This window comes from Novosphingobium sp. CCH12-A3 (assembly GCF_001556015.1).
In the GTDB taxonomy this organism is placed as follows: Bacteria; Pseudomonadota; Alphaproteobacteria; order Sphingomonadales; family Sphingomonadaceae; genus Novosphingobium; species Novosphingobium subterraneum.
The window spans coordinates 24669-46526 of the sequence record NZ_LSIA01000105.1 but is presented as its reverse complement, the minus strand read 5'-3'; the positions used below and the strand labels follow the sequence as shown (position 1 = coordinate 46526).

Annotated in this window: 23 protein-coding genes; 10 read left to right on the top strand and 13 right to left on the bottom strand. The window is 64.8% G+C overall.

Annotated features, from left to right (window positions below; all coding sequences use genetic code 11):
• The 8 genes from AX703_RS07815 to AX703_RS07785 form a co-directional block, all read left to right on the top strand.
• The coding region (locus AX703_RS07815) for a DUF4178 domain-containing protein (protein ID WP_156451964.1) at positions 1 to 559 on the top strand (559 nt) is incomplete at its 5' end.
• Complete coding sequence (locus tag AX703_RS07810; protein WP_062343524.1) at positions 556 to 1818, top strand: DUF4178 domain-containing protein; 1263 nt, start codon at positions 556 to 558, stop codon at positions 1816 to 1818. The genes AX703_RS07815 and AX703_RS07810, both read left to right, overlap by 4 nt.
• Positions 1815 to 1961: a hypothetical protein gene (locus AX703_RS27835; protein WP_169745717.1), complete on the top strand. Its 147-nt coding sequence runs from the start codon at positions 1815 to 1817 to the stop codon at positions 1959 to 1961. The genes AX703_RS07810 and AX703_RS27835 overlap by 4 nt, the downstream gene beginning before the upstream one ends.
• A 26-nt stretch (positions 1962 to 1987) precedes the next feature.
• Positions 1988 to 2197, top strand: coding sequence for a DUF350 domain-containing protein (locus AX703_RS07805; RefSeq protein ID WP_039334627.1), 210 nt, complete (start codon positions 1988 to 1990; stop codon positions 2195 to 2197).
• Positions 2190 to 3740 (top strand): polyamine aminopropyltransferase, encoded by a 1551-nt coding sequence (locus tag AX703_RS07800; RefSeq protein ID WP_062343523.1) that lies wholly within the window; start codon positions 2190 to 2192, stop codon positions 3738 to 3740. Before AX703_RS07805 ends, AX703_RS07800 begins: the two co-directional genes overlap by 8 nt.
• Positions 3730 to 5346: an FAD-dependent oxidoreductase gene (locus AX703_RS07795; RefSeq protein ID WP_062343522.1), complete on the top strand. Its 1617-nt coding sequence runs from the start codon at positions 3730 to 3732 to the stop codon at positions 5344 to 5346. The genes AX703_RS07800 and AX703_RS07795 overlap by 11 nt, the downstream gene beginning before the upstream one ends.
• Entirely contained in the window at positions 5346 to 5618 is a 273-nt protein-coding gene (locus AX703_RS07790) for an S-adenosylmethionine decarboxylase family protein (protein ID WP_231735446.1), read from the top strand. Before AX703_RS07795 ends, AX703_RS07790 begins: the two co-directional genes overlap by 1 nt.
• A 92-nt stretch (positions 5619 to 5710) precedes the next feature.
• A complete protein-coding gene (locus AX703_RS07785; protein ID WP_062343521.1) occupies positions 5711 to 6643 on the top strand; it encodes a rhodanese-related sulfurtransferase in 933 nt (310 codons plus the stop codon).
• Here AX703_RS07785 and AX703_RS07780 read toward each other — a convergent pair.
• From AX703_RS07780 to AX703_RS07720, 13 genes are all read right to left on the bottom strand, one after another.
• Positions 6630 to 7469: an alpha/beta hydrolase gene (locus AX703_RS07780; protein WP_062343520.1), complete on the bottom strand. Its 840-nt coding sequence runs from the start codon at positions 7467 to 7469 to the stop codon at positions 6630 to 6632. The genes AX703_RS07785 and AX703_RS07780 overlap by 14 nt on opposite strands.
• Positions 7469 to 8302 carry a fumarylacetoacetate hydrolase family protein gene (locus AX703_RS07775; protein WP_062343527.1) on the bottom strand — a complete coding sequence of 278 codons (834 nt, stop codon included), beginning with the start codon at positions 8300 to 8302 and terminating at the stop codon, positions 7469 to 7471. Before AX703_RS07775 ends, AX703_RS07780 begins: the two co-directional genes overlap by 1 nt.
• A gap of 95 nt (positions 8303 to 8397) precedes the next feature.
• The gene (locus tag AX703_RS07770) at positions 8398 to 9300 is read right to left on the bottom strand and encodes a VOC family protein (protein ID WP_062343519.1); all 903 of its coding nucleotides are present in this window, start codon (positions 9298 to 9300) and stop codon (positions 8398 to 8400) included.
• Positions 9297 to 9725 (bottom strand): heme-binding protein, encoded by a 429-nt coding sequence (locus tag AX703_RS07765; protein ID WP_062343518.1) that lies wholly within the window; start codon positions 9723 to 9725, stop codon positions 9297 to 9299. Before AX703_RS07765 ends, AX703_RS07770 begins: the two co-directional genes overlap by 4 nt.
• Positions 9722 to 11218 carry a bifunctional 3-(3-hydroxy-phenyl)propionate/3-hydroxycinnamic acid hydroxylase gene (locus AX703_RS07760; protein ID WP_062343526.1) on the bottom strand — a complete coding sequence of 499 codons (1497 nt, stop codon included), beginning with the start codon at positions 11216 to 11218 and terminating at the stop codon, positions 9722 to 9724. Before AX703_RS07760 ends, AX703_RS07765 begins: the two co-directional genes overlap by 4 nt.
• A gap of 8 nt (positions 11219 to 11226) precedes the next feature.
• Positions 11227 to 12468 carry an amidohydrolase family protein gene (locus AX703_RS07755; RefSeq protein WP_062343517.1) on the bottom strand — a complete coding sequence of 414 codons (1242 nt, stop codon included), beginning with the start codon at positions 12466 to 12468 and terminating at the stop codon, positions 11227 to 11229.
• Positions 12469 to 12579: 111 nt separating this feature from the next.
• A complete protein-coding gene (gene fdhD, locus AX703_RS07750; RefSeq protein WP_039334723.1) occupies positions 12580 to 13386 on the bottom strand; it encodes a formate dehydrogenase accessory sulfurtransferase FdhD in 807 nt (268 codons plus the stop codon).
• On the bottom strand, positions 13367 to 13633 hold the full coding sequence (locus tag AX703_RS07745; protein ID WP_082734476.1) for a formate dehydrogenase subunit delta: 267 nt from the start codon (positions 13631 to 13633) through the stop codon (positions 13367 to 13369). Before AX703_RS07745 ends, fdhD begins: the two co-directional genes overlap by 20 nt.
• Positions 13630 to 16488: a formate dehydrogenase subunit alpha gene (gene fdhF, locus AX703_RS07740; protein WP_062343516.1), complete on the bottom strand. Its 2859-nt coding sequence runs from the start codon at positions 16486 to 16488 to the stop codon at positions 13630 to 13632. The genes AX703_RS07745 and fdhF overlap by 4 nt, the downstream gene beginning before the upstream one ends.
• Positions 16478 to 17011 (bottom strand): molybdenum cofactor guanylyltransferase, encoded by a 534-nt coding sequence (locus AX703_RS07735; protein ID WP_062343515.1) that lies wholly within the window; start codon positions 17009 to 17011, stop codon positions 16478 to 16480. The genes fdhF and AX703_RS07735 overlap by 11 nt, the downstream gene beginning before the upstream one ends.
• A 115-nt stretch (positions 17012 to 17126) precedes the next feature.
• Positions 17127 to 18665, bottom strand: coding sequence for an NADH-ubiquinone oxidoreductase-F iron-sulfur binding region domain-containing protein (locus AX703_RS07730; RefSeq protein WP_062343514.1), 1539 nt, complete (start codon positions 18663 to 18665; stop codon positions 17127 to 17129).
• 20 nt (positions 18666 to 18685) lie between these two features.
• A complete protein-coding gene (locus tag AX703_RS07725; protein WP_062343513.1) occupies positions 18686 to 19099 on the bottom strand; it encodes an NAD(P)H-dependent oxidoreductase subunit E in 414 nt (137 codons plus the stop codon).
• Positions 19100 to 19170: 71 nt separating this feature from the next.
• Positions 19171 to 20058, bottom strand: a complete 888-nt coding sequence (locus tag AX703_RS07720) for a LysR family transcriptional regulator (RefSeq protein ID WP_039334720.1) — start codon at positions 20056 to 20058, stop codon at positions 19171 to 19173.
• Positions 20059 to 20153: 95 nt separating this feature from the next.
• On the opposite strand from AX703_RS07720, the gene AX703_RS07715 reads away from it, so the two are divergent.
• Positions 20154 to 20519, top strand: coding sequence for a DUF393 domain-containing protein (locus AX703_RS07715; RefSeq protein ID WP_039334603.1), 366 nt, complete (start codon positions 20154 to 20156; stop codon positions 20517 to 20519).
• Positions 20516 to 21856, top strand: coding sequence for an AarF/ABC1/UbiB kinase family protein (locus AX703_RS07710; RefSeq protein ID WP_062343512.1), 1341 nt, complete (start codon positions 20516 to 20518; stop codon positions 21854 to 21856). Before AX703_RS07715 ends, AX703_RS07710 begins: the two co-directional genes overlap by 4 nt.
• The last annotated feature ends 2 nt before the right edge of the window (positions 21857 to 21858 follow it).

Here is a 21858-nt window from a genome sequence, read left to right as displayed (position 1 = left end):
TGACAGACCCGGTCTACCCGGCACCGAAACGAACTTCGCTTTGTTCACGGACGACCAGCTTGGCACCACGCTGGTGGCCGAGGGACGCAGCTTGGTCGTGGTCGGCCGGGTGCGCTGGGCCTGGGCCGGGGGCTCGTGGAACGAATGGCTGGCCATGGCCGAAAGTGGCGCGCAGTTCTGGCTGGCCGAGGCAGCTGGCATGTTCATGCTGACTGCCGAGTGGCCACAACTGCTCGACCGCGCGGACGTCCGCGCCTTTGCGGAAGGCGGCACCATAGCGCCGGGAGACGTGATCGAGGTCGATGGACGCCAGTTGTTTGCAAGTGACATCAAGCAGGTCGAATGCCTTGGCAGCGAGGGTGATCTGCCTATCCCCACGCAGATCGGCACGAAGATGACCAGCGTGGACTTCCGCTCCGCCAGCGGCGAAGTCCTTTCCCTTCAGCGCGATGAGCGCGCGACAACGGCGTGGTATGGCGATAGCTGGGACCTGATCAGCCTCAAGCCCGGAAACCTGCGTCAGATCGAGGGCTGGACTGTACCAGGAGAACTGCGGTGACTGCTGGCTCTGCAGGCGCCAAAGCGGTCACCGGCCCGGCCTGCGGCGGGACGATCGAAGTGCGGGCGGCGGGATTTACGGTCAACCTTGCCTGCCAGCATTGCGGATCGCTGCTCGATGTATCGCGGCCGGAAGTGGCGCTGATCCGCAAGTACAAGCGCGCCAATGAGAATTTTGCCTTGGAACTGGGCAAGCGCGGCACGCTGTTCGGGCAGGAATGGGAGGTCGTCGGCGCGCTGCGCCGCAAGGACCAGATCACCATCTGGCAGGAGTTCCTGCTGTTCAACCCGTACCTCGGCTATCGCTGGCTGGTGGCCTGCGATGGCGAATGGCAATTCGGCACCATGCTGGCGGATCGGCCTCAAGGCCCCCGTGACAGGGTCTACTGGCGGAGTACGCCATTCACGCGCATGGGCCGGGACCAGACGACCTCGACTACCGCGGTGGCGGGGGAATTCTACTGGCGCGTGAAGGCAGGCGATACGGCAACCGCCACGCTGTTCCAGTCGGGCCAGACCATGCTCTCGCGTGAGGTTTCGGAAGGTGAGGAGAACTGGACACAGCTTGTGCCGGTGCCCGAAGCCGATGTCGAAGCCGCCTTCGGCCTCAGGCGTCGCAGTCTGCCGAGGCGCAAGGCAGCGAGAGGGCCGATGCTGTTCCGGCCCGCGATCGGCATGGAGCAGGACGACCTTGGCAACATGTTCAAGCTCGCACTGGCTTTCTCGATCATCGCCGCGATCGCCATGGCTGTACTCGCCGGGCCGAGCACCAGGACAAGTGCGATGGTTCAGGTTCCGGTCGGCGGGCAGATCGCCCCGGTCAAGGTCGGCACGATCACTGTGCGCAGGCCATGGCAGTTCGTTACCATCGAAGCGGACACCAACCAGTTCGAAAACCGCTGGGTCGATCTCGAATACAACCTGGTCGATCGTTCAAGCGAGCAGTCGATCGATGCGTTCGGTCTGGTCGAGCACTATGCGGGCACCGATTCCGATGGTGCGTGGAGCGAAGGCAGCCATCATGGCGACACCATGTTTGGCCACGTGCCGCGCGGCACCTACGACGTCTACGTCAGCGGTTCTGCGCATGGCTGGCCGGTCGACCCTGGAATCAACGACGCCTGGGGCTCGGTCGAGACGATCAATGTCTGGGTGGAAGCAGAGACCGGCGCAATGTCGTGGGGAATGTGGTGGACATTGGTCATTGTCCTGTTCGCCTGGCCAGTCACCATCCTGTGGTGGAGGTTCCGCGACAAATGACCAGACGCCTGATCCTGTTCGCGCTGTGGAGCCTTGCGCTGCTGGCAGCGGCGCTGTTCGCCGCCTTCAACGCCTATTCGTTCTACAGCGACGAGGAAGACCGCCCCGTCGCATCGGGCCACACCGGCCCATCGCACAAATGATCACCGGATCCTGAAAGGAGCCTGCCATGCTCACCGCAAACGTCTTCCTTGCCACGATGCTCTATGCCGGACTGGGGATCGTCATCTTCATCGTCAGTTTCGTATTGGTCGACAAGCTGACCCCGGGCGAGTTGTGGCGCGAGATCATCGAGCGCAAGAACCTGGCCGTGGCCCTGCTGGCCGGAGCCGTGGCCATCGGCATATCCAATATCATCGCCGCCGCCGTGCATGGATGAAGCACCGCTTGCCGCCAGCAACGCCAGGCGGGATGCAGCGCCGGCTTCGCTTGCGGTCATCCTGCTGGTTTCGGTCCTCGTCGTTGCCACCTGCGGCCTGATCTACGAACTGCTGGCGGGCACTCTGGCAAGCTATCTGCTCGGCGACAGCGTTACCCAGTTCTCCACCGTCATCGGGACGTACCTGTTTGCCATGGGCGTCGGCAGCTGGCTTTCGCGCCATGTGCGTTCGGGCGAGATGGCGGTGTTCGTCCGGGTGGAAATCCTCATTGCAGCGCTGGGGGGATGGTCTGCGGCCGGTCTGTTCCTGCTGTTCCCGCTGGTGGGAGACTTTCGGGTTGCGCTCTACGCCCTGGTGATGACCATCGGCGTGCTGGTCGGGCTGGAAATCCCGCTGCTGATCCGCATCCTGCGCCACCGGTTCGCCTTCCGCGAACTTGTCTCAAACGTGCTGACGTACGATTATGTCGGTGCGCTGATCGCCTCGTTATTGTTCCCTCTGGTGCTGGTGCCCAAACTGGGCATGATCCGTACCGGCTTCGTTTTCGGCCTTGCCAACGTGGCCGTAGCGATCGCCTTGCTGATCGCCCTGCGCCGCCAGGAACGCATCTGGCGCGACATGATCGCGGCGGTGCTGGTCTCCGCCTCGCTGCTTGGTGGTCTTGCCTTTGCCGACCGGCTGCAGCGCTGGAGCGAAGTTGCGTTCTACAACGAGCCCGTGGTCTATGCCCGCTCCACGCCCTACCAACGCATCGTGCTTACGCGGCAGGACGGTGATCTGCGGCTCTATCTCAACGGCAATCTGCAGTTCTCCACGCGCGACGAATATCGCTATCACGAAGCATTGGTGTGGCCGGTGCTGGGCCGGGTCGCTGCGCCTCGGCAGGTGCTGATACTCGGCGGCGGCGATGGCCTTGCCGCCCGCGAGGTGCTTCGTGACGGCCGCGTTGGGCATGTTACGCTGGTCGATCTCGATCCCGAGATGACCCGCCTCTTCCGCGATACGCCGCAACTGGCGCAGCTAAATGCCGGAGCGCTTGCCTCCCCTCGGCTCACGATGGTGAATGCCGATGCCTTTCGCTGGGTGCGCGAACAACGGCGCCAGTTCGACGCGATCATCATCGATTTTCCCGATCCCACCGAATTTTCGCTGGGCAAGCTCTATACAGAAAGCTTCTACCGCGAAGTCGCTCGCCTCCTCGCCAAGGGTGGCGTGATCACGGTGCAGAGCACCTCCCCGCTCATTGCTCCGCGCTCCTATTGGACCGTCGCCAGCACGCTGGAGGCCGCCGGGCTCACCGTGCGCGGTTATCATGCCTATGTGCCGAGCTTTGGCGAATGGGGCTTCACCATGGCTGCCCACGTCTTCCCGTCCGATGCGGTGCAACTGCCGAAAGACCTCCGATTCCTTACCCCCGCCAGCGAACGCGCAATGTTCGATTTTCCGCCCGATATGGCCCGTCGCCCAGCGCCCGTGAACAGGCTCGACAACCAGGCCCTGGTGCGCAGCTTCGCCGCGGAGTGGGGCCGCTATGAAAGCTGAGCCAACCCGGCGGCAGGTGCTTGCTGGCGCAGCGGTCGGAGCGGGGGCGACGGCGCTGCTCGGGGGATGCAGCCAGCCAGCGCTGCCCGGCACCCTGTCCGGCACCGATTGGCAGCGGGGCCACCTGATCCGGGAAGGCCGGTTTCCGGCACCATCAGGCCCGGTAGAGGAAATCGACATCCTGATTGCGGGCGGCGGTGTCGCAGGCCTTGCCGCCGGCTGGCGCCTGGCCGAAGCCGGCTTTACCCGCTTTGCCCTGTTTGAACTTGAAGACGCGCCCGGCGGCAACGGGCGATCGGATCGCAACGCCATCAGCGCCTATCCGCTTGGCGCGCATTACCTGCCGGTGCCAAACCGTGAAGCCCGCGCCCTGCGGCACATGCTGAGAGGCTTCGGCATGATAACGGGCGAAGCGAACGGCGCGCCGGTCTATGATCCGCTGCAGCTTTGCGCCGACCTTGAGGAGCGATTGCTATGGCGCGGCAAATGGCAGGAAGGTCTTGTCCCTCAGACCGCGCTTTCGAATGACGATTACGCCCAGCAGGCAAGGTTCACGTCTGCGATGTCCGGGTTTCGTGAGGCCATCGGGCGGGATGGCAGGCACGCATTCGCGTCACCCATGGCGCTCTCTAGTACGGATGAGCGATACCGCTCGCTCGACCGGCAAAGCTTCGCGCAATGGCTTGATGAACATAGCTATACTTCAGCCCCATTGCGCGCCCACCTGCGTTATTGCTGCAGGGATGACTATGGCTCGGAGCCCGAGAACGTCTCGGCCTGGGCGGGCATCCACTATTTCGCCGGGCGCCGTGGCTGGGCAGCGGGCAACGACGGTGACCGCGAACTGACCTGGCCCGAAGGCAATGGCCGACTGGTCCGGGCGATGGCTGACAGGATCGCGCCACATCTGCGCCTGGCGCGGTCATTGATCCGGATCGAAACGGACAGATCAGGGGTACTCGCCCATGTCTTCGATCATCGCGCCAGCGCCACACGCATCGTTCGCGCCCGCGCCGCCGTCCTCGCGATGCCCCACTTCGTCGCCCAAAGAATAGCGCCGCAACACACGGCCAGCGGTCACTTCACCTATGCGCCGTGGGTCGTGGCGAATGTCACGGTCAGCCGCCCGCCGCGTGGCAAGGGCGCACCATTGGCGTGGGACAATGTCTCGGCAGCGAGCGAAAGCCTCGGTTATGTCGTTGCCACGCACCAGACCTCTTCGGCGGATGGCGGTCCGACCGTACTGACCTGGTATCTCCCGCTCAGCCGTGAAACGCCGAGCCAGGCCCGCAAGATTTTCATGACCCGCACGTTGCAAGCCTGGCAGCGCATGGTGCAGGATGATCTTCTGGCGATGAACCCCGATCTTTCGGGCGCGATCGAGCGGATTGATGTGTGGCGCTGGGGCCATGCCATGGTGCGGCCCGAGCCGGGCTTTCTGTCGGATCCAGCCAGGATGGCGGCGCAGCGCGGGGCACCGCCGCTGTCGTTTGCCCACTCCGACCTTTCGGGCCTTTCCCTGTTCGAGGAAGCGCACTATCGCGGCGTGATTGCCGCCGAAAGCGCCCTTGCCCATCTTGCGCATCCGTTCGAAAGTCTCGCCTGATGGTTCATCTTCCCGGCACGAGTGTCCATCTCATCGCCGATCTTGATGGATGCTGCAGGCTTGATGATGCCGTGCATGTGGAACAGGTCCTGCGCATGGCTGCTAGCGCGGCCAAGGCGCACGTCGTCGGCGTTCATCTGCACCATTTCGGTGAAGCCATGGGATTGACCGCGGTGGCCATGCTGGCGGAATCGCACATATCGATCCATACCTGGCCGGAGACCTGTTTGTCTGTGGCGAGAACGCCGATGCTGCGGCTGGCTTGGCGGTAATCGCCTCCATGCTCGGTGGCAGGATTGCGCGGCAGCATTCGCTGCAGCGTCTCGGGACTGACAAACCCTGCCACTTGCCCTAAGGGCGCGGCATGGAATCTTCGGTCACCGTCGCAGCGCTTTACCGTTTCACGCTAATCGCGGACCCTGCCGCCTTGCGCGATGCGCTGGAAAGCACCTGCAAGGCGCAAGGCATCAAGGGTACGCTGCTGGTTGCCCACGAAGGGCTGAACGGCACTATCGCCGGTAGCGCCGAGGGCATTGCCCATGTGGTGGATTTCATCCGTGCCCAGCCCGATTGCGCCGATACCGACGTCAAGTACTCCCACGCATCCGCCATGCCGTTCTACCGCATGAAAGTGCGAATCAAGCGCGAGATCGTGACGATGGGCGTCGAGGGCATCGACCCGCGCGCAAGCGTTGGCACCTACGTTTCGCCGCAGGACTGGAACGCGCTGATCGCCGATCCCGAAACCATCGTGATCGACACCCGAAACGACTACGAAGTGGCCGCTGGTACCTTCGAACGCGCCATTGATCCGAAGACGACAACTTTCCGCGAGTTCCCCGGCTGGTTCCGCCGTGAACGCGAGCGGCTGCTGGGTAAGGGAAAGACCCCCAAGGTTGCCATGTTCTGCACCGGCGGCATCCGTTGCGAGAAATCCACCGCCTTCCTCAAGGCTGAAGGCATCGAGGAGGTTTACCACCTGAAAGGTGGCATCCTGAAATATCTCGAGGAAGTGCCTGAAGATGAAAGCCTGTGGCGCGGCGAATGTTTCGTCTTCGACGAGCGCGTGACCGTGGGCCATGGCCTTGCGCTCGGCAGCCACGTCCTATGCCGTGCCTGTCGCCGACCCGTGGATGAGCAAGGGCGTGCTTCACCTCTCTATGAGGATGGGGTCTCCTGCGCAGGTTGCTACGATGAGCGGACAGACGAACAACGCGCTTCGGCCCGCGAACGTGATCGTCAGGAGAAGCTCGCGCGCGCCCGCGGCACAACTCACATCGGTGCTACACGCCCCTGATAAACGCGACCATCTCATCCGTAAGACGGCGATCGGCGGTGCCGATGTGCATGGCCATGGAATAGTGGTTATGTCCGGACAGGATCATGCCGTTCGGTAAAGCGCCGTGCCGTTCGAGACGCTCTGCCATCAGGCCAAGGAATTCGGCCTGGAAGCGTGGAGGATCGTACTGCGCACAGCAGATGAACAAGGGGATGCTGGTCGAGGCAATGGCCTGACGCGGCATTCTGGCCGCGTAGTCCTCGTTCAGGCCGTAGTACGGCTCGTCCTTGGCATCCAGCGGGGTGTAACCATACAACCCCGAAAGCAGCACCGCCCCGGCCACCGGCAGATCCGGCTGCAGCTTCAGCGCCGTGGCGATATGCACCGCCCCCGCCGAGGTGCCAACCACCACGATCCGCGCCGGGTCACCGCCATGCTCCGCGCCGTTGTCGCGAAGCCATTCCACCGCCGCCGCCACGTCCTCGCCACCCTGCGGCCAGCGCGCATCGGGCAGGAGCCGGTAGTTCATCGCCGCGCCGAGGAACCCGGCCTCCGCCATCGTCCGAGCCACCGCGGCATTTTGCCAGGAACCTTCATCACCCTTGTCGCCAAGCCGGAAACCGCCCCCGTGCACGAACAGGACGACCGGCAGGTCGCGATGGGCGGCAGTACGATAAAGGTCGAGCCGATGGCGCTCATCCGGGCCATAGACGCAATCGACGGCCAAGGTCGGCACGCGCGCGGCAAGCCCGCGCTGCTCGTCATCGAACAGCGCGCGACAAGCCTCGACCACCTGCGGGCCGAGCGCACTGCCCATCGCGGCAATCGCATCGGCAGCAGACATCACGCCTCGTCGATGACGGGGTTGGTCAGGGTCCCGACCTTGCCGATCGAGATTTCGGCCACGTCTCCGGCCTTCATGTAGAGAGGGGGGGTACGCTTGTCGCCCACGCCGCCGGGGGTGCCGGTGGCGATGACGTCGCCGGGTTCCAGCGTGGTGAAGGTCGAGCAGTATTCGATCACGAAAGCCACGTCCCAGATCTTGTCCGACACAGGCTGGTCCTGCACGAGCTGGCCGTTGATCCGGGTCTGCACGCGCTGTTCGGCCAGATCGGGCAGTTCGTCAGGCGTGACGAGCGCAGGGCCGAAGCCGCCGGTGCCGGGGAAGTTCTTGCCGGGCGTGAACTGGATGTTGTGGCGCTGCCAGTCGCGCACCGAACCATCGTTGAACACCGAATACCCGGCGACGTGCTCAAGTGCCTTTTCGCGCGGGATGCGACGGCCGCCCTTGCCGATCACCACGGCGAGCTCGCCCTCGTAATCAAAGCGGGTGGTTTCGGGCGGGCGCACCAGCGGTTCGCCATCGGCGATCAGGCTGTCGGCCCAGCGCGTGAAAATCGCCGGGTATTCCTTCTGATCCCGCCCGGTTTCAGCGACATGCGTGGCATAGTTGAGGCCGACGCAGAGGATCTTGTTCGGGTTGGGGATAACCGGGAGCAGGCGCACGTCGGCGCGGGCATAGCTCGCGGTGGCAGCTAGCACGGAAAGGTCACCTGCCACGGCGTCCTTCAACCATGCCGCAGCGCCTTGGGCGCCGAGGTCATGTACGGTCTCGCCATCGAGGCGGCCGAAGCTGGGGGTCCCGTCGGGACGGCGGAAACTGATGTAACGGGCCATGGTCTTGTCTCCCCTGAGGACGCCTTTTGCCTGCACCGCCGATCCGGTCAGTGCAAGGGCGGCTGCGCCGCCGACGAAACCTCGTCTGTCGATGCTCAAAGTGGTGCCGGTTCCCAGTCACGGCGGCAGCGGAAGCGCTCCTCGGCCACACGCAGGCCGGCAAAGTCCTTGTCCGAGATGCCCCACTGGTCGATGCGCTGCTCGGGCCAGGTCCAGTCGTCCGGCTCACCAGTGCGATAGTCTGCCGGAACCTTCTCGACTGCGGTCGAATACTCGATCACCGGGCCGAACGGGGCGATGTAATAGGCATAGACATTGTCGCCGGGGCCGTGGCGGCCGGGGCCCCATGCCGGTGCAAAGCCGTTGTCGTGCATCCAGCCAATGCCGCGCATCACCGCATCGAGATCGTCCATCTCGAACGCTACGTGATTGAGGCTGGCAAAGCCGGCGCGGGCAAAGGCGGTCGAATGATGGCTGTCGTTGCAACGCACGAAGACCATGCCCTTCGTCCGGTCAGAGACGCGGAAGCCCAGAACCTCCTCCACGGCGTGACCAAGGAGTTCGGCATCGGCAGAGTTGAACACCACGTGCGTCAGCTTGACCGGCGACACGCGCTTGCTGGCCTTGGTAAAGCCATCTATGGCCTCGACCTCGCTCGATCCGGCCAGGAACCGAAGGATCGTGCCCTCGGGCAGCTCAACAAGCAGGCCCGCACCCTCGCCGGGATCGGTAGAGGTTACCGGCCTTGCCGCCCAGCCCTTATCGGTCACGCGCGCCTTGATGGCGGCAAGTTCCTCGCCGGAACACACGAAAGTGGTCGACCGGACGTATTCCTCATCCGATTGCTCGAACGCGACGAGGTAGGGCATCGTGCCGGTGCCGCGCAGGTAATGCGTGCTGCCGCGCACATCGGCGGGATAGAGGCCCCAGACGTCGACCATCCACGCGGCGGCGCCAGCGGGATCGGGCAGGGCAATTTCGATGCTGCGCAACTTCACGCCGGTATCTCCCGATTGAAACCTGCGGCCCTGAGCCCCGCGAGCGCGCAGTCCTCGTCGCAGTCGCCGGTATCGCCGCTGATGCCCACGGCACCGATGATCGTGCCAGCCTCACGGATCAGCACGCCACCGGGCGAGAAGGCAATGTTGCCGCCCACCGCCACGCTCACGCTCTGGAAAAAGACCGGGTTGCCTTTGGCCCGCTCGGCCAGGACGCGGGTATCATCGCCCATGCCGAGCGCGCCCATCGCCTTGGCGCGAGCAATGTCATGGCGGAACAGGCTCGCCCCGTCCTCACGCGCAAAGGCAACCGGATGCCCACCGGCATCAAGCACCAACACGGCGAGCGGCTTGGCACTGCGCGACCGCGCATGGGCCAGTGCAGTGCTAATGATTGTCTGGGCTGTGGCGAGCGTCAGGCTCACGCTGCAATCTCCTGCCTCTGACGAAGCATCGCATCTCGCAACGCGAGCAGTTCGGCTGCAGAGCCTGTGCCGAACACATAATGGTCGGGACGAACCAGCACGGCCTCGACTCCGCGCGCGTCGAGCCACTGCTCGACCGCGCCGTTGTCGGGCAGCTCGCTGGCAATGATTGCGCCCTCACCACCGCCGTCTCGTACGAATAGCCGCCAGCCTTGACCGACCAGATCGTCGAGCTTGCGCCCATCGGCGAGGACCGGCTGGATGAAGCGCTGGCCCGCTGCGGGCGTGCCTTGCGCAACAAGGCCGGTAGAAATCGCCGGAATCAGGTCTGCAGCCGTTTCGCCCTGCTTCTGGGCTGATTGCGCACGGATGCTGGCATCGCGCTCCGCCGCCTTGGCCGGATCGAGTTCGCAGATATAGCGCCCTGCCGCCACCGCCGCGCCGATGACGCCGCGCACGTGCGGGTCACGCTCGGACTGGTAGGTCGTCAGGATGGCCTCGTCCGCGCCCTCATTGACGATCGCCGCCATCTTCCAGGCAAGGTTCGCCACATCGCGAAGGCCATGGCACATGCCTTGGCCGAAGAACGGCGGGGTCTGGTGCGCGGCATCGCCTGCGAGGAAAACACGGCCGACCTGCCACTGCTCCGCCACCAGCCCGTGGAAGCGATAGGTCGCGGCGCGCACGATCTTATGCGGCACTTGCCTCATCCATGCCCCGACCAGCGCCGCGACGTTCTCCTCGCGCATCATTTCGGCGTCGTCTTCGTGCGGCAGGAGCATGAACTCCCAGCGGCGATGGTTGCGACGGCCGGGAACGACCGTGGCCGGGCGAGCCGGATCGCACATCATCACCGACAGGCGCTGCAAGTCGGCCCCCTCGGGCACGCCGGTCAGGTCCGGGAAAGTCACCGGCCCCTCGACCTCGGCATCGACCACCAGCCATGGCTCTTCGAAGTCAAGGTCGTCGAGCTTCACGCGCAATGCCTTGCGCACCGGGCTGCGCGAGCCATCGGCGGCGATCACCCAGCGTGCCGTCAGGCTGCGCTGTGCGCCATCCTGCGCGAACGTCACCATCACGCCGCCCTCATCCTGGACAAGCGCGGTGAACTCGGCGCCCGGCAGCAGGCCGATCCTGCCATTGTCGGCAAAGGCCGCGCGCAGATGGGCCTCGAACTCGGGCTGGTAGAAGAAGTAGTCGTTGGCCCACCCGAACGGGCGCGGCTTGCCGACCGTGCCCATATAGCGGATCACGCCGTGGTCGGCGCCGACATGGAGGTGCCCATCGGTCGCCACCATGTCCGGCTCCACCCGGTCGATCACCCCGGCGCTCTGGAACAGCCGCATCATCTCGTGATCGAGATGGACCGCACGCGGCAGCGGATAGTGCTCGGTCTCCTTCTCGAGCACGACCACCGAAAGACCCTGCCTGCCCAGCAGGTTGGCCGCCATGGCGCCCACGGGACCGCAGCCGATCACGGCAACATCGAACATCGTCGTCATCAGGCGGCAACCTCCACGGGTGCCTTGTACAGGGAACCGCCCTTCATGATCATGGCGATGCGGTTCTTGTCCTGCAGGATCGACACGTCCTGCGTCGGATCGCCTTCGACCAGCAGCAGATCGGCCAGCCAGCCCTGCTTCACGCGGCCAACCTCAAGGTCCATCAGTTCACCGCCCAGGGCCGTTGCTGCCTTCAGCGCCTCGGCCGGCGTATAGCCGAAGTGATCGACGAAGATCTGCAGGTCGCGAGCATTGCGGCCATTGGGATTGAAGGGAAAGCCATAGTCGCCGCCGATCAGGATGCGCATGCCCCGGGCCTTGAGGGCAGGCACCAGCCTGGCTTCCAGTTCCATCCGCTCGGCCGCGCTTTTCTTCATGTGGCTCATGTCGATGTGCGGGGGTGGCGTCGCTTCCAGCGCGGCGATCGAGACACCGGGCGAAGGAGCATAGAACGTCGTGTCCTTGGCCGCGATCATTGCATCGGCGGCGGCCTCGTCGGCATAGGAGGCGTGGTAGATGATCCGTGCGCCTGCTTTCAGCGCAAGCTCGATCGCCTTGGGGTAATAGGCATGGGTCGCGATCCACAAGCCGGCCTCACGCGCCGCTTCGCCAGCCGCCTCCATCTCCTCGTCGGTATAGAGCACGTCGCCGGCCGAGCCGGGCTTCAGGGCATCCTCGCCCGAAACCACCAGCTTGAGCGAGCCGATGCCCTGCTCCTTGCAATAGGCCACGAACTTGCGGATCGCTTCGGCCCCGCGCCCGTTGAACACGTCACCGGTGTCGACGCCCTCGGCCCCTTCCGGGCTGCGTTCCAGTGTCGAAGGCACCAGACGCGGCCCCGGCGTCTCGCCCGCTTCGATGGCGCGCGCCAGTTCAACCTCGATGCCATCACCCAGCGCGCCTGCCGAATAGGCGCTGGTAAAGCCATGGTCGAGCAACACTCGCGCATTGCGCCAAGCCGCGACCTTCAGTTCGTCTTCAGGCAGGATGAACTGGTGGTAGATCTTCTCGACCGACGAGCCCCAGGTCAAATGCGCATGCGCCTCGACCATGCCCGGCATCAACGTGCGGCCAGCACCTTCAACGAGCGTTGCCGCCCCCTCCACCGCTGGCTCTTGACCCGCATCAGTCACGGTAGCGATTCTACCCTCGCGCACGATCACCGACTTTGCGCCTTCGAGCAGCTCCTCGCCGTCAAACACCCGGACGTTTCGGATCACCACGGTCTTCGGGGTTGGCATCGCATTTCTCCTGTTCTCCAGGATGACCTAGCTCCCGCATCAGGGCTGGAAAAGTATCGATAAGCAATGTTTGGATAGACAGAACCTATGGAATGCCGTTGACTCGGCCAATCACAACTCAAGCAGGCTGTCCTGTCGGACAAGGCTGACGAGTTTCAGCCCATGACTCGCCGCCTGCTCGCAGGCCAACGTGGACGCTGCCGATATTGTCGCCAGCACCGGGACCTCCGCAATCACGGCCTTCTGCACCAGCTCGAAACTGCAGCGCGCGGTGAGCAAGACGAAATGATCCGCCATTGCCAGACCCTCTCGCGCTGCTGCACCAATCAGTTTGTCGAAGGCATTATGCCGACCGACATCCTCGCGCACGAGGCGGATCTTGCCAGTCGGATCGCATAGCGCGGCCGCATGTGCTGCGCCCGTTGCGCGGCCCATCACCTGTTGGTCGCGCATCTGGGCGGCCGCGCTGAAGATTGCATCTGCCCCGATCCGGACTCGGGCGGTCACCGGCTGCAGCGGCCGCATGACCTGCTCCAGGCTCTCGATTCCGCAAAGTCCGCAGCTCCCTTCGGCAAGGCGCAAACGCGCCCTTTCGAGCAGTGGAGCCGCTCCTTCGGCACCAAGCTGCACGCGCAGCATCCACCCGCCTGCGCCCCCGCCTGCATCGACCGGCGCGGCCTGTGCCGAGACAAATTCGTGCGGTGAGGCGATCAACTGTTCCGACAGGCAGAAGCCGAGGGCATAGTCTTCGAGATCGACCGGTGTTGCCATCATCACGGCATAACCCACGCCGTTGATTTCCAGGGCAACCGGCGCCTCTTCGATGAGCGGCCTGTCCAGGGCGCGTGACACCCGGCCATCAGCGAACTCTTCGCGAAATGGGAAGGCCCTTGTGCCGTCAACCGGCATCGGAGCCATGGACCTGCGGATCGGTTGCGCGGGTCTGCGGGGCCGGAATGCGCCCGTCAGCCACCCGCGCCATGGCCTCTGCCGCCACCGGATCAAGCCCGGCAGAGCCTTGCGCGATCAGCGTATCGATCATGCGCGGCGTCCAGAACGAAACGATATGGTCCGCCACCGCGGCCACCGGCTTGTCGTCATGCACCAGGTTGCGCGCAATCTGGTTGGCCATGTACGCCAGCTTTTCGGCCGTATGCGCGCTCATTCGGCAGGCTCCATCGCGCTGTCATGGCCTACTATCCGGCGCGAGCGCGAGGCTTGCGCCTCGTAGTCTTCCTGCCAGTCGGTCGGGCCGTTGGATGGCGTGATCTGCACCGCGGTCACCTTGTATTCCGGGCAGTTCGTCGCCCAGTCGGAATAGTCGGTAGTGACCACGTTTGCTTGCGTCGCCGGGTGGTGGAAGGTGGTGTAGACCACGCCCGGTGCCACGCGATCCGTCACCAATGCTCGCAGGGTCGTCTCCCCTGACCGGCTTGCCAGCTTTACCCAGTCGCCAGACTTGAGGCCCCGGTTGTCGGCGTCAGTCGGATGAATTTCGAGAACGTCTTCCGGATGCCAGACCGTATTCGCCGTGCGCCGGGTCTGCGCGCCGACGTTGTACTGGCTAAGGATGCGCCCCGTGGTCAGCAGCAGCGGGAAGCGCGGGCCGGTGCGCTCGTCAGTGGGCACGTAGTCGGTCACTACGAACTTGCCCTTGCCCCTGACGAAGCCGTCGATGTGCATGATCGGCGAGCCATCGGGGGCCTTGTCGTTCACCGGCCACTGCAGCGATCCTTCGGCATCGAGCCGCTTGTAGTTCACGCCCGAGAACGTCGGCGTCAGCCGCGCGATCTCGTCCATGATCTCGGACGGGTGGGTGTAGTTCCAGTCCAGGCCGATCGCCCGCGCCAGTTCCTGCGTGACCTGCCAGTCCTCGTATCCGTTGAGGGGCTCCATCACCTTGCGTACCGGCTGGATGCGCCGTTCGGCGTTGGTGAAGGTGCCGTTCTTTTCGAGGAAGGTCGATCCGGGCAGGAAGACGTGCGCGTAGTTCGCAGTTTCGTTGAGAAACAGGTCGTGGACGATCACGCATTCCATCGCGGCAAGGCCGGCGGCCACGTGCTTGGTGTCGGGATCGGACTGCAGGATGTCCTCGCCCTGGATGTAGATCGCCTTGAACTGCCCATCGGTGGCGGCGTCAAGCATATTGGGGATGCGCAGGCCGGGCTCGGGATCGATCTTCACGCCCCATTCGGCCTCGAACAGGTCGCGCGTCGCCTTGTCGGAAACGTGGCGATAGCCTGAAAGCTCGTGCGGGAATGACCCCATGTCGCACGCGCCCTGCACGTTGTTCTGCCCGCGCAGGGGGTTCACGCCAACGCCGCGACGGCCAATGTTGCCGGTGGCCATGGCCAGGTTGGCGATGGCCATGACGGTGGACGAGCCCTGGCTGTGTTCTGTAACGCCTAGGCCGTAGTAGATCGCGCCGTTCCCGCCCGTGGCGAACAGGCGCGCCGCGCCGCGGATGGCTTCGGGATCGACGCCGATCACCGGCGAGAGGAACTCGGGACTGTTGCGCTCTGCCGAAACGAATTCGGCCCAGTGCTGGTACTCGTCCCAGTCGCAGCGCTCGCGGATGAACGCCTCGTCGGCGAGGCCCTCGGTCACGATTACATGGGCAATGGCCGTCAGGATCGCGACGTTGGTGCCCGGACGCAGCGGCAGGTGGAAGTCCGCCTCGATATGCGGCGAGCGAACCAGATCGGTGCGGCGCGGATCAATGACGATCAGCTTGGCACCTTCACGCAACCGGCGCTTCATGCGGCTGGCGAAAACGGGGTGCCCGTCGGTCGGGTTCGCGCCGATGACGAGGATGACGTCGCTGTCCTCGACGCTGTCGAAGTCCTGCGTGCCGGCAGACGTCCCGAACGTCGTCTTCAGGCCATAGCCGGTTGGCGAATGGCAGACTCGGGCGCAGGTATCGACGTTGTTGGTGCCGAAGCCCGCCCGGATCAGCTTCTGGACGAGAAACGTCTCCTCGTTGGTGCAGCGGCTCGAGGTGATCCCGCCCAAGGCGTTGCGGCCGTAAGTCTCACGGATGCGGTTGATCTGGCCCGCCGCATAGGTCAGCGCCTCCTCCCACGAAACCTCGCGCCAGGGCTGGTCGATGGACTCGCGGATCATCGGCGAGAGGATGCGCTCCTGATGCTGGGCATAGCCCCAGGCAAAGCGCCCCTTGACGCAGGAATGCCCGCGATTGGCCTTGCCGTCCTTCCACGGCACCATCCGCACCAATTGCTCGCCCCGCATTTCGGCGCGGAAGGTGCAGCCAACGCCGCAATAGGCGCACGTGGTGACGACTGCGCGCTCCGGCTTGCCGATTTCCTTGACCGCCTTCTCCTGCAAGGTAGCGGTCGGGCAGGCCTGCACGCAGGCACCGCACGAAACGCACTCCGAAGACAGGAAGCTGTCGGAGGTCAGGCCAGCAGAGACCTTGCTGTCGAACCCGCGCCCGTCGATGGTCAGCGCCAGCGTGCCCTGCACTTCGTCGCAAGCGCGCACGCAGCGCGAACAGACGATGCACTTCGAAGGGTCGAAATCGAAATAGGGGTTCGAGATGTCGGGCATCGCGCCGAGATGGTTCTCGCCCTCATAACCGTAGCGCACATCGCGCAGGCCCACGGCGGCGGCCTGATCCTGCAACTCGCAATCGTTGTTGGCGCTGCAGGTCAGGCAGTCGAGCGGGTGGTCCGAGATGTAGAGTTCCATCACCCCCTTGCGCAGCTTCTGCAGGCGCGGGGTCTGGGTGTGGACTTTCATGCCCTCGGCAACGGGCGTGGTGCAGGATGCAGGCGTCCCGCGCATGCCGTCAATCTCGACCAGACACAGGCGGCAGGAACCGAACTGCTTGAGGTTGTCGGTGGCGCAAAGTTTGGGGATGGAACCGCCGGTCAGCGCGGCGGCGCGCATGACGGTGGTGCCAGCGGGCACGGTAACTTCGCGACCGTCGATCTGGCAGGTCACTTGCGTGTCGCTGCGGACTTCCGGGGTGCCGAAATCGGCCTGGCGTTCATAACCCATGGGATCGCTCCTCGGCGGCCATCAGATCCGCCGGTGTATTGATATTAGCAGGATTTTCGAACAATCGCACGGCCCGCGCTCCGATGGCCTCGGCAAAGGCGCGCATCGAATGTCGTGCGTCGCTGGTCAGCAGCGCATCGAGCGTGGCCGAGGCACTGACGGGCCATAGTCCGATCACCGGCTGGCTTTCGCAATAGGCGGGCGCGGGATGCAACTGGGCGGCCAGATCGCCGGCAATGCCGATGCTGTCGACAGAGCAGGTCAGCACTTCGTCATAGCCTGCGTCTCTCGCATGGTGGAGCGCAGCGGCGATGCCACCCAATGGCCCCATGTCCGCGCGCGGCCAATCGGGCAGCGTCGGCGCCGGAGCCTCCACCCGCCCCACGACCACCACCGCATCGCACTGCGCCGACAAGGCATCCACCGCCCGCGCCAGCAGCGTGCGCCCACCCAGTTCGGCCAGCGCCTTGTCGCTGCCAAAACGGGTGGACCGGCCACCGGCGAGGACGGCGCCGAGGATCATGGTTGCACCGCTGCGCCTGCATGCTTCGACAAGCTCAGCATGAGCGGGTCGAGAGAGATACCTCCAACCAAACTCCGCTCATCCTGAGCCTGTCGAAGGATGTTCACGCAACCCATCACTCGGCCGCTTCCCGCGTCAAATCTGCCCCGAAATCCTCGGGGAAATTGCGCAGTGCCGAAAGCACCGGATAGGGCGTGAAGCCGCCGAGCGCGCAGAGGGAACCGAACTTCATCGTCTCGCACAGGTCTTCGAGCAGAACGATCTCGTCCGCCAGCGTCCGCTCGACCTTGCGGGCGTTGTGCATCTGCGGCAGCGCCTCGACCTTGTCCGGCACGCGACCGGACCTGGCACGGATGCGGTCGATCAGCTCCACTCCGCGGGTCGAGCCAATGCGGCAAGGCGTGCACTTGCCGCAGGATTCGGCCGCGCAGAATTCCATGGCGAAGCGCGCTTGTCTGCTCATGTCCGCCGTATCGTCGAACACGGTGATACCGGCATGGCCGATCAGGCCATTGGCGGCAGCGAAAGCTTCGTAATCGAACGGCAGGTGGAAATCGGCGGGCGAGTGATAGGCTCCCAATGGCCCGCCCACCTGCACTGCGCGCACCGGTCGGCCCGATGCGGTGCCGCCGCCGATGTCGCCCACCAGTTCGCCCAGCGTGATCCCGAAGCCCACTTCGAACAGTCCGCCGTGCTTCACGTTGCCCGCGATCTGGATCGGCATCGTGCCCTTGGACCGGCCGAAGCCGACCGCCGCATAGGCCGCGGCGCCATTGGCCGTGATCCATGGCACCGCAGCGAGCGTCAGCACGTTGTTGACCACCGTCGGCTTGCCGAACAGCCCCTCGAGCGCTGGCAGCGGCGGCTTGGCGCGCACTTCGCCGCGCTTGCCTTCCAGGCTGTTGAGCAGCGAGGTCTCCTCGCCGCAGACATAGGCGCCCGCGCCCACGCGCACTTCCAGTTCGAACGGCGCGATGAGGTGCGCCGACGCGCGCACTGCCGCTTCCATCTTGGCAATCGCGTGCGGATACTCGCTGCGGATGTAAATGTAGCCCTTCTGCGCGCCGACGGCATGGGCGGCAATCGCCATGCCTTCGACCAGCATGAACGGATCACCCTCCATCACCATGCGGTCGGCGAAAGTGGCGCTGTCGCCCTCGTCGGCGTTGCAGACGATGTATTTGCGGTCGGCTTGGGCCTTGGCGACAGTCGTCCATTTGATCCCCGCCGGGAAGCCTGCCCCGCCGCGACCGCGCAGGCCGGATTCCGTGACTTGCGCAATCGTTGCCTCAGGCCCGACCTCCCGCGCCTTGGCAAGACCCTGCCAACCGCCGTGCTCGGCGTAGTCTTCCAGGCTCAAGGGACGGGTCTTGCCCGCGCGGGCAAAGGTAAAGCGCTGCTGCCGGGCGATGAAGGGATGCGCTTCGATGGCGCCGATCGCCTTGGGCGAGGTCCCCGCGAGCACTGCGGACACGTCGCCCGGCTCAAGCGGGCCAAAGCCCTGACCATCGATCTCTGCCAAAGGTTCGAGCCAGTGCATCCCCCATGAAGACACGCGCTCCACAGTGCAGCCCGCCGCCACGAAAGCCTCTGCCACTTCGTCCGCGCCGCAGGCCAGCGCCAGCGCATCGTCGCTGATCCGCACCACAGTCATGCCCCCAGTCATGCCCCCAGTCACGCCAACGCCTCCACCAGCGCGCCCAGCCTTGTCGCATCGAGACGTGCGTGGACCTTGCTGCCGATCATCGCATTCGGGCCCACCGAGCACAGCCCGAGGCAATAGACCGTCTCCACCTTCACCCGGCCATTGTCGGGCAAGCCCGCCGCCAGAACATCGACGCCCCGCGCCTGGCAGGCCTCAGCCCGGCACAGCTTCAGGACCGGGCGCGCGTCAGGCTCGCCGTGGAAGTCATGGTAGAAGCTGACGACACCCTGCACCTCGGCGCGGCTCAGGTTCAGTGCCTGCGCGATCGTGCGGATGGCCTCTTCCGAAACATGGCCAAATTCGGCCTGCACATCGTGCAGGATCGGAAGCAGCGGGCCTTCCCGGCCAGCGTGGGCGGCGATGATGTGGGGCAATCGTTCCATGGCAGTCCGATCTTGTCCGAAAGACACGTCCGGTCAAATCGAAAAAGTCGAAGCCTGATAGGATTATCCTATCAAACTCCGGCAAGGCTGCGTGCCACGGCCAGCGCCGTGCTGGCCATCGGGCTCAACGGCACGCGATTGACCACCACCAGCCCGATCCGGCGCGGTTCGTCACCATCATCGAGCACGGCGCAGCGTGCCCACTGCAGGCCCGCCAGCAGGGTGGCATAAGTATCTGGCACGATTGTGCAGAACCCGCCCGAGCGGACCAGATCAAACAGCGTGACATAACTGTCGGCTACTGCGCGCGGCGTGATTGCCAAGCCGCGATCCAGCATTCGCGCATCGAGAATCCGCCGGAACTGCATGCCCTGATGCAGCAGGCAGAGCGGTTGCGCAGAAGCCTCCTCCCACCCGATCTCGGTCAAATTCCCGAGCGGACCATCAGCCCGCGTCACGAACAGGTAGCGCTCAGCGTGCAGTGGAACGGACAGGACATTGGCCGGAGTTTCGTGATCGAGATAGGTCAGGCCTGCGTCGCATTCAAAATTGTTCAGCGCCCGCTCGATCTCGCGCGATGTGGCTGAACGCACCGCAAGGCTCAGGCCTGAATGCCGCTTCAGCAGGGTCTCGCCGAACTGTCCGGCCAGCGGCAGCGCGGCGGGGATGGCCGCGAGCGCGAACTGGCCGGTAATCGCCGCAGAACTCGCGGCGACCGAGCTCGTCATGCCTGCAACGGCGCCAAGGATCTGTTCGGCCCAGGGCAGCATGGCCTCGCCGTGCGCGGTCAGCCCCACGAATCTCCGGTCACGCTCGATCAGCCGATGACCAACCTCGCGCTCCAGGGCGGAAAGCCCGGCAGACAGCGTTGGCTGCGAAACACCGCATTCCTGCGCCGCATTGGCGAAATGCCGCAGCCGGGCAATGGTCACGAAATAGCGGAGCTGGCGGGGGTGCATCATCGCAGCCTAGGTTGATAGGATGCACCTATCAAGAGTGCCCCTTCCCCAAATGGCAGGTCTCGCAACCGCCGGACGAGGCCCATATGCAGCCAATGGAACGTGCGCAGCCCCCGGAACCGAACCTGATGGTGTGGTATGATGGCGCCTGCCCGATCTGCTCGCGCGAGATCGCGGCAATGCGGCGGCTTGATCGCAAGGGCGCGATCGCTTTTGTCGACATCGCCGATCCTGCCCAGCCGTGTCCGGTCGATCGCACCGAAGCGCTGGCGCGGTTTCATGTGGCCGAGGGCGAGCGGATCCTGTCGGGCGCGGCGGCGTTTGCGGCGATGTGGCGGGCCATTCCGGCGTTGCGCTGGCTTGGCCTGCTGGCCCGCTTGCGCCCGGTGGAGCATGTCCTGGAGCGCTGCTATCGCGCGTTCCTGCTGATCCGCCCCCGATTGCAAAGGCTGTTGAAATGAGCGGATCGCGTTATCGCAAGGTGCCTTCGGCGCGGCTATCGCGCCTGGCTGCGTTTGGCCAGCTGGCAGGCGGCGTGGCGGAAGGCGCGCGCAGGCTGGCGCGCGGCGAAGCGCCGAAACTGTCGGACCTTTTGTTGACTCCCGGCAATGCCATGAGAGTTGCCGACCAGCTCTCGCGCCTGCGCGGCGCGGCGATGAAGCTGGGGCAGATGATCTCGCTCGACGCAGGAGATGTTCTGCCGCGTGAACTCACCGAAATCCTGTCCCGATTGCGGGATTCTGCGCATTACATGCCGCCCGCCCAGTTGGAACGCGTGCTGAGCGCTGAGTGGGGTGCGGGGTGGCGCTCTAAGTTTCGGCACTTCGGGGCGCAGCCGATTGCCGCCGCCTCGATCGGGCAGGTGCACAAGGCAGTCCTGCCCGATGGCCGTGTGCTGGCCATCAAGGTGCAATACCCTGGAATTGCTGCCAGTATCGATGCCGACGTGGACAATTTCGCCACGCTTCTGCGCGTCTCCGGGCTGCTGCCTCAGGGCCTCGACATCAATCTCCAACTCTCCGAGGCAAAGCGGCAACTCCACGAGGAGTCTGACTATCTCCGCGAGGCAGAGATGATGCAACGCTATGGCAAGATGCTTGCGGGCGACGATGCATTTCTGGTCCCCCAGGCATACGCCCCTCTTTCGGGCCGCAACGTCCTGGCGATGGATTTTATCGAAGCGCGTCCGGTCGAAAGCCTTCTCGCAGCGCCTCAGGAAGTGCGCAACAAGGTCATGGGGGCGCTTCTCGGCCTGACCTTGCGTGAACTGTTCGCGTTCGGGTTCATGCAGACTGATCCGAACTTCGCCAACTTCCGCTGGCAGGCTGAAACCGGCAAGCTGGTGCTGCTCGATTTCGGTGCCGCGCGCGAGGTGCCGGTGGCCACGAGCGAGGCCTACCGGCGCATGATGCTGGCGGGGCTGGCCGAGGATCGCGATGCGCTGCGCGTGACCTTGACCGAAGTAGGTTTCGTTTCCGATCAACAACTTGCTCGCCACGGCGCGGCGTTTGACCGGATGCTGGACATATTGATCGGCCATCTTGGAAAGCCCGGCCTGTTCGATTTCTCCGACCGCTCCTTTGTCGAGCGCGTCCGCGCCGAGGCCGAAAAGGTTGCGGCAGACCGCGCATCGTGGCACGTCCCGCCTGTCGATACGCTGTTCGTCCAGCGCAAGGTCAGCGGCACCGCCCTGCTGGCCATCCGCATGAAGGCGCTGCTCCCCTTGCGCGAAATGGTGGCAGAGGCAATCGGCGGCGACTGTCCTCCACAGCAAACGCTTCGTCGCGCATTGGGTTAGCA

Bases quoted from the DNA above. Each gene is read 5' to 3' on its own strand.
- AX703_RS27835 (WP_169745717.1), top strand. From the start codon at position 1,815: ATGACCAGACGCCTGATCCTGTTCGCGCTGTGGAGCCTTGCGCTGCTG.
- AX703_RS07805 (WP_039334627.1), top strand. From the start codon at position 1,988: ATGCTCACCGCAAACGTCTTCCTTGCCACGATGCTCTATGCCGGACTG.
- AX703_RS07800 (WP_062343523.1), top strand. From the start codon at position 2,190: ATGGATGAAGCACCGCTTGCCGCCAGCAACGCCAGGCGGGATGCAGCG.
- AX703_RS07795 (WP_062343522.1), top strand. From the start codon at position 3,730: ATGAAAGCTGAGCCAACCCGGCGGCAGGTGCTTGCTGGCGCAGCGGTC.
- AX703_RS07790 (WP_231735446.1), top strand. From the start codon at position 5,346: ATGGTTCATCTTCCCGGCACGAGTGTCCATCTCATCGCCGATCTTGAT.
- AX703_RS07785 (WP_062343521.1), top strand. From the start codon at position 5,711: ATGGAATCTTCGGTCACCGTCGCAGCGCTTTACCGTTTCACGCTAATC.
- AX703_RS07780 (WP_062343520.1), bottom strand. From the start codon at position 7,469: ATGTCTGCTGCCGATGCGATTGCCGCGATGGGCAGTGCGCTCGGCCCG.
- AX703_RS07775 (WP_062343527.1), bottom strand. From the start codon at position 8,302: ATGGCCCGTTACATCAGTTTCCGCCGTCCCGACGGGACCCCCAGCTTC.
- AX703_RS07760 (WP_062343526.1), bottom strand. From the start codon at position 11,218: ATGTTCGATGTTGCCGTGATCGGCTGCGGTCCCGTGGGCGCCATGGCG.
- AX703_RS07755 (WP_062343517.1), bottom strand. From the start codon at position 12,468: ATGCCAACCCCGAAGACCGTGGTGATCCGAAACGTCCGGGTGTTTGAC.
- fdhD (WP_039334723.1), bottom strand. From the start codon at position 13,386: ATGGCTCCGATGCCGGTTGACGGCACAAGGGCCTTCCCATTTCGCGAA.
- AX703_RS07745 (WP_082734476.1), bottom strand. From the start codon at position 13,633: ATGAGCGCGCATACGGCCGAAAAGCTGGCGTACATGGCCAACCAGATT.
- fdhF (WP_062343516.1), bottom strand. From the start codon at position 16,488: ATGGGTTATGAACGCCAGGCCGATTTCGGCACCCCGGAAGTCCGCAGC.
- AX703_RS07735 (WP_062343515.1), bottom strand. From the start codon at position 17,011: ATGATCCTCGGCGCCGTCCTCGCCGGTGGCCGGTCCACCCGTTTTGGC.
- AX703_RS07730 (WP_062343514.1), bottom strand. From the start codon at position 18,665: ATGACTGTGGTGCGGATCAGCGACGATGCGCTGGCGCTGGCCTGCGGC.
- AX703_RS07725 (WP_062343513.1), bottom strand. From the start codon at position 19,099: ATGGAACGATTGCCCCACATCATCGCCGCCCACGCTGGCCGGGAAGGC.
- AX703_RS07720 (WP_039334720.1), bottom strand. From the start codon at position 20,058: ATGCACCCCCGCCAGCTCCGCTATTTCGTGACCATTGCCCGGCTGCGG.
- AX703_RS07715 (WP_039334603.1), top strand. From the start codon at position 20,154: ATGGAACGTGCGCAGCCCCCGGAACCGAACCTGATGGTGTGGTATGAT.
- AX703_RS07710 (WP_062343512.1), top strand. From the start codon at position 20,516: ATGAGCGGATCGCGTTATCGCAAGGTGCCTTCGGCGCGGCTATCGCGC.